Consider the following 4,268-nt stretch of genomic DNA (forward strand, 5'->3'; position numbering starts at 1 on the left):
GGCCAAGAGTGCGGTGACGGTGCCCTTCTTCCATGGCGAGCGGGGCCATCCCGTGGGGTTTGGCGCGCAGTGCCTGCAGGGCCTGCTGGCCTTGTCGGGCGAGCAAGGCGCAGCCAGCGTGGTGCGCCAGTTTGCGCAGCAGGGGCGGGTGCAGAACCTGGCGGTGGATGACGAGGGCACGGTGACAGACATAGACACTGTGCAGGACCTGGTGCGCGCCGAACGCATCCTGGCGGGCCGCCAAAACGGTCTGGCGGCCTGACGGTCTGATAGCAAAAAAACCGCCGACCATCTCTGGAGGGCGGGCTGCCGGGAAGAGGCTGTTCAGGCTGCGGAGGCCGTGATTTTTTATTTTTTCGCAGCGATGACCGCACAGGCCAGGCGGGGGCCTGCATTGCCCGTGGGCTGGGTCTTGTAGTCGTCGGGGTCGCGGTGAACGATCAGGCCCTTGCCCACGATGTCGGTGGTCGGGCCTGCCACGCTGATGCTGCGCGCCACAAAGCTGAATGCCGCCACGCCATATTTGTCGGCCTTGAGGCTGGGTAAGTCACCTGCATGGTGCTCGCTAGCACCATGGCTTCCGTGCGGTTTGCCGCCAGGGTTGAAGTGGCCGCCTGTGCTCATGCCGTCGCCACTGGAGCAATCGCCTTTTTCGTGGATATGGAAGCCGTGTTCGGAGTCCGGCTTGAGACCACGAACCTCGCCCGACACCTGCACCCCGTCACCAGTCTGGACAAAGGTCACAGTACCGCTGGTGGTGTTGCCACGGGTGGGCTCCAGCTTGGCGGTGGCGCGGTTACCTGACAGGTGCGACGCGCAGCCCACCAGCGCGACAGCGGTCAGGGCCGACAGGGCAAAAGCAAAACGGATCTTCTTCATGGCTCCAACTCCTCCGGATGATTAAAAGAACGCGGCATAGAAACCGGCACAAGGCCACAGTCTCGCCACCTGCTGCATGCGCGTCCAGCAGAAATGTGCACTATGGCTCTTTTCGGGCCAGCGCAATCAGTCTTGCCAGGGCCCGGTCATGAATGCCATGGCGGCGCAGCTCGTCGTAAGTGGCCTGGGCGTAGTCCCGTGTGGTGCCGTAGCGGCCACAGGCCTCTTCAAAAATGCGCCGGTATTCCTGCTCTGGCAACTCGCCGGTATGGTTGGGACTTTTGCGCGAAAGGGTGAAGGCCAGCGCACTCACTGGGCCCTGGGGCGTGTGGCAGGTGAGCCAGCGCGGATCGTACACGGCGGTGGGCATCTCGCGCTGCCACAGGCTGATGAGTACCTGGCGGGCATGTGTCCTGTCGACCCGGAACACCATGCCCCGGCAGCTGCCGCCCGAGAGCATGCCGAACACCAGGCCTGGGCACTCAGGCGTGCCCCGGTTGATACGGCTCCACATCTTGAGCGCCCGATGCCAGCCGTGCACCTTGGCGGGGCGGCGCTCGGCGTAATCAAAGTCTGGGCGCCAGATGAGTGAGCCATAGCCAAAGATCCACAGGTCGTGCTGACCGCCCCATTCATGGAGGGCTCGCTCCAGCATCGGGGCCGGATCGCGAAGGGGCAGGGGGAAATTCGTCATGGGAGCACTCTACAATCGAAGGCTTTGCTCAGCAGGCCGTGGGCCTACGGTTTGGTTTTAGCAGCCGCGCCACTTTTTCCATTAACTCATCCATTCATCCATTACTCGGGGGATTTTCCATGTCCAGTTCTGACGACGATAGCCAACAACGTTTTGCCCTTGGTTTCCTGTTTGCGCTGATTGCGCTGGTGATTTCGGCTGTGGTGGGCACCGTGGTGGTGAAGCGTGTCGGCGCCTCGGGCGCGGCCAAGCCCGCCGCTACCGCAGTTGCAAGCAGCGCGCCAGCAGCACCGGCGGCTGATGTAGCCGCTGCCGTGGCAGACGAAGCCAGCGTGCGGGTTGAAAACGGTGTGGTGAAGTTCTACTTTGCTACCGCCAAGGCCGACCTGGCGGGCGGTGCCAACGAAGCCCTGGCCGATGTGGTCAAAGGCGTGGCCGAAGGCAAGAAGGCCGTGGTCTCTGGCTTTCACGACGCCACGGGTGACGCAGCCCTGAACGCCGAGCTGGCCAAGCAACGCGCTTTTGCCGTGCGCGACGCCCTGAAGGCCCTGGGCGTGGCCGAAGACAAGATCGAGCTGAAGAAGCCCGAAGAAACCACGGCCAGCGGCAGCAACGCCGAAGCCCGCCGCGTGGAAGTGGCTCTGGGCGCGCTGTAACCGCTGCACCCCGCGCTCCACAAAAAAACCCGGCCAAGCCGGGTTTTTTTATAGTCAAAATTGCCGTCTGCGCGCGACCACCATGCCCGTGAAGCTATTTAATTGATAGCACCCTTCAACGCAGGCCCGCGCCAGCGGCACCCTCGGCGCGCTGAATCAGTTCAATCTTGTAGCCATCGGGGTCGGTCACAAACGCAATGACCGTGGTGCCGCCTTTCACCGGGCCCGCTTCACGCGTCACATTGCCGCCCGATGCCTTGATCTTTTCGCACGCCGCATACGCATCGGGCACGCCCAGGGCGATGTGGCCGTAGGCCGTGCCCATCTCATAGCCTTCCACGCCCCAGTTGTAGGTCAGCTCGATCTCGGCCTGGCCGGGGTTGCCGCCTTCGAAGCCCAGAAAGGCCAGCGAATACTTGTACTCGGGGTTTTCGGACTGGCGCAGCAGCTGCATGCCCAGAACGTTGGTGTAGAAATCAATCGAGCGTTGAAGGTTGCCAACGCGCAGCATCGTGTGGAGGAATTTCATCCCTTCGATTGTGCAGGCAAGTCGAAAACCAGGCAGGTGGTGGTGGCGTGGGCGTACAGCGTGCCGTCCGGCCCCACTAGGCGCGCCTCGGCCGTCGCCAGCTGGCGGCCACTGTGGATGACGCGGCCTTCGGCACGCACGCGCTGCACCTTGGGAGTGATGGCCTTGACGAGGTTGATGCCCAGCTCGGCCGTGGTGTAGCCGCGTCCAGGCTCCATGCGCGTGTGCACGGCACAGCCCAGGGCCGAGTCGAGCAGTGTGGCAAACCAGCCGCCGTGCACCGTGCCCATGGGGTTGAGGTGCTCTGCGCGCGGCGTGCCCTGGAAGATGGCCGTGCCGTCGCCCACTTCCACGATCAGAAAGTCCAGCGTCTTGGCAATGGCGGCATAGGGCAGCTCGCCGCGCAGCATGGCCTGCATCTGCTGCAGTCCGTTCAGGTGGGCGATCTGCTCGCGGGTGGCCACGCCCGGGCCGGGGCCGGCATCCAGCGTGGCGAGGATGTCGCGCTCCTGCGCCAGCCAGTGTTCGAGGTGGTTGTGTTGGGTCATGGGGTGTCCTGGTCGTTGCCGTGGTTGAAATTGATGACTTGCATATGCAATTATTGCAGATACAATTAAATCCATGCAAGCCGACACCACTGCCCTTGCGCCCGTTGTGCCCCCCGTTGCTACGGGGTTGCCGCAGGGCTGCACCAACTTCAAGCTGCGCCAGCTCATGCGCCGCGTGGCCAACCATTACGACGCGGAAATGGCCCGCTGCGGGCTCAAGACCACGCAATATTCGCTGCTGTCCCATGTGCTCAAACTCGGGCCGATCCGACCTGGCGACCTGGCAGCAGAGATGAAGATGGACGCATCCACGCTGACCCGCAACCTGCGCCCGCTGGTGGATGCAGGCTGGGTGACGCTGGAGGCGGGCACCGACGCGCGCAGCCGCCTGGTGCACATCACCGACGCGGGCCGCGACAAGCGTGCCGAAGCCCAGCGCCACTGGAAGGCCGCCCAGCTGGCCCTGAACGACGCCCTGGGCGCGGACCGCGTGGTGGCGCTGCATGCACTGGTGGATGATTCGCTGGCCCTGCTGGCCGCACTGCCCAACCAGGAGGCTTGCCATGGCGACTGATACCCTGCCCAACAAGCCCCAGTCGGCGGCCCCCACCATCGCCCTGTGGCTGGTGCTGCTGGCGGCCGCTGGCACCTTTGCGATGACCATGGGCACGCGCCAGACCATGGGCCTGTTCCTCTCGGCACTGAACACTTCCACCGCGCTGGGCATTGGCAGCATCAGCCTGGCGTTTGCCTTTGGCCAGCTGTGGTGGGGCCTGACCCAGCCGTTTGCGGGTGCGGTGGCCGACCGCATCGGCACCGGCCGCGTCATCCTGCTGGGCGTGACGCTGGTGGCGCTGGGCACGTTCATCACCCCCTACATGACCACCACCGCCGGGCTGATTTTTGCCATTGGCGTGCTGGCTGCGGGCGGGGCGGGCATGGCCGGCCCCTCGGTGCTGATG

At 64.5% G+C, this 4,268-nt stretch carries 6 protein-coding genes and 2 pseudogenes; 4 read left to right on the top strand and 4 right to left on the bottom strand.

All coding sequences use genetic code 11. From position 1 onward, the window contains the following. Positions 1-262, top strand: a pseudogene (locus DBR12_RS23220) (NTP transferase domain-containing protein); the annotation flags it as partial. A gap of 86 nt (positions 263-348) precedes the next feature. On the opposite strand, the gene DBR12_RS18945 reads toward DBR12_RS23220, so the two are convergent. Then, complete coding sequence (locus tag DBR12_RS18945; protein WP_108618668.1) at positions 349-879, bottom strand: superoxide dismutase family protein; 531 nt, start codon at positions 877-879, stop codon at positions 349-351. Between the two features lie 100 nt (positions 880-979). Beyond that, the gene (locus DBR12_RS18950; protein WP_108618669.1) at positions 980-1,573 is read right to left on the bottom strand and encodes a gamma-glutamylcyclotransferase; all 594 of its coding nucleotides are present in this window, start codon (positions 1,571-1,573) and stop codon (positions 980-982) included. 119 nt (positions 1,574-1,692) lie between these two features. Here DBR12_RS18950 and DBR12_RS18955 point away from each other — a divergent pair, with 119 nt between their 5' ends. Then, positions 1,693-2,229 carry an OmpA family protein gene (locus tag DBR12_RS18955; protein ID WP_108618670.1) on the top strand — a complete coding sequence of 179 codons (537 nt, stop codon included), beginning with the start codon at positions 1,693-1,695 and terminating at the stop codon, positions 2,227-2,229. 115 nt (positions 2,230-2,344) lie between these two features. On the opposite strand, the gene gloA is transcribed toward DBR12_RS18955, so the two are convergent. Continuing rightward, complete coding sequence (gene gloA / locus DBR12_RS18960) at positions 2,345-2,758, bottom strand: lactoylglutathione lyase (RefSeq protein ID WP_108618671.1); 414 nt, start codon at positions 2,756-2,758, stop codon at positions 2,345-2,347. Further along, complete coding sequence (locus DBR12_RS18965; RefSeq protein WP_108618672.1) at positions 2,755-3,306, bottom strand: PaaI family thioesterase; 552 nt, start codon at positions 3,304-3,306, stop codon at positions 2,755-2,757. The genes gloA and DBR12_RS18965 overlap by 4 nt, the downstream gene beginning before the upstream one ends. A 73-nt stretch (positions 3,307-3,379) precedes the next feature. Here DBR12_RS18965 and DBR12_RS18970 point away from each other — a divergent pair, with 73 nt between their 5' ends. Next, positions 3,380-3,880: a MarR family winged helix-turn-helix transcriptional regulator gene (locus tag DBR12_RS18970; protein ID WP_108618673.1), complete on the top strand. Its 501-nt coding sequence runs from the start codon at positions 3,380-3,382 to the stop codon at positions 3,878-3,880. After that, positions 3,870-4,268: pseudogene (locus DBR12_RS23225) on the top strand (MFS transporter); the annotation flags it as partial. The gene DBR12_RS18970 and the pseudogene DBR12_RS23225, both read left to right, overlap by 11 nt.

This window comes from Acidovorax sp. HMWF029 (assembly GCF_003060895.1).
Lineage (GTDB): Bacteria > Pseudomonadota > Gammaproteobacteria > Burkholderiales > Burkholderiaceae_C > Acidovorax.

What these genes read in the sequence shown, in the direction of transcription:
- DBR12_RS18945 (WP_108618668.1), bottom strand. Translation starts at nt 879, where the DNA reads ATGAAGAAGATCCGTTTTGCTTTTGCCCTGTCGGCCCTGACCGCTGTC.
- DBR12_RS18950 (WP_108618669.1), bottom strand. Translation starts at nt 1,573, where the DNA reads ATGACGAATTTCCCCCTGCCCCTTCGCGATCCGGCCCCGATGCTGGAG.
- DBR12_RS18955 (WP_108618670.1), top strand. Translation starts at nt 1,693, where the DNA reads ATGTCCAGTTCTGACGACGATAGCCAACAACGTTTTGCCCTTGGTTTC.
- gloA (WP_108618671.1), bottom strand. Translation starts at nt 2,758, where the DNA reads ATGAAATTCCTCCACACGATGCTGCGCGTTGGCAACCTTCAACGCTCG.
- DBR12_RS18965 (WP_108618672.1), bottom strand. Translation starts at nt 3,306, where the DNA reads ATGACCCAACACAACCACCTCGAACACTGGCTGGCGCAGGAGCGCGAC.
- DBR12_RS18970 (WP_108618673.1), top strand. Translation starts at nt 3,380, where the DNA reads ATGCAAGCCGACACCACTGCCCTTGCGCCCGTTGTGCCCCCCGTTGCT.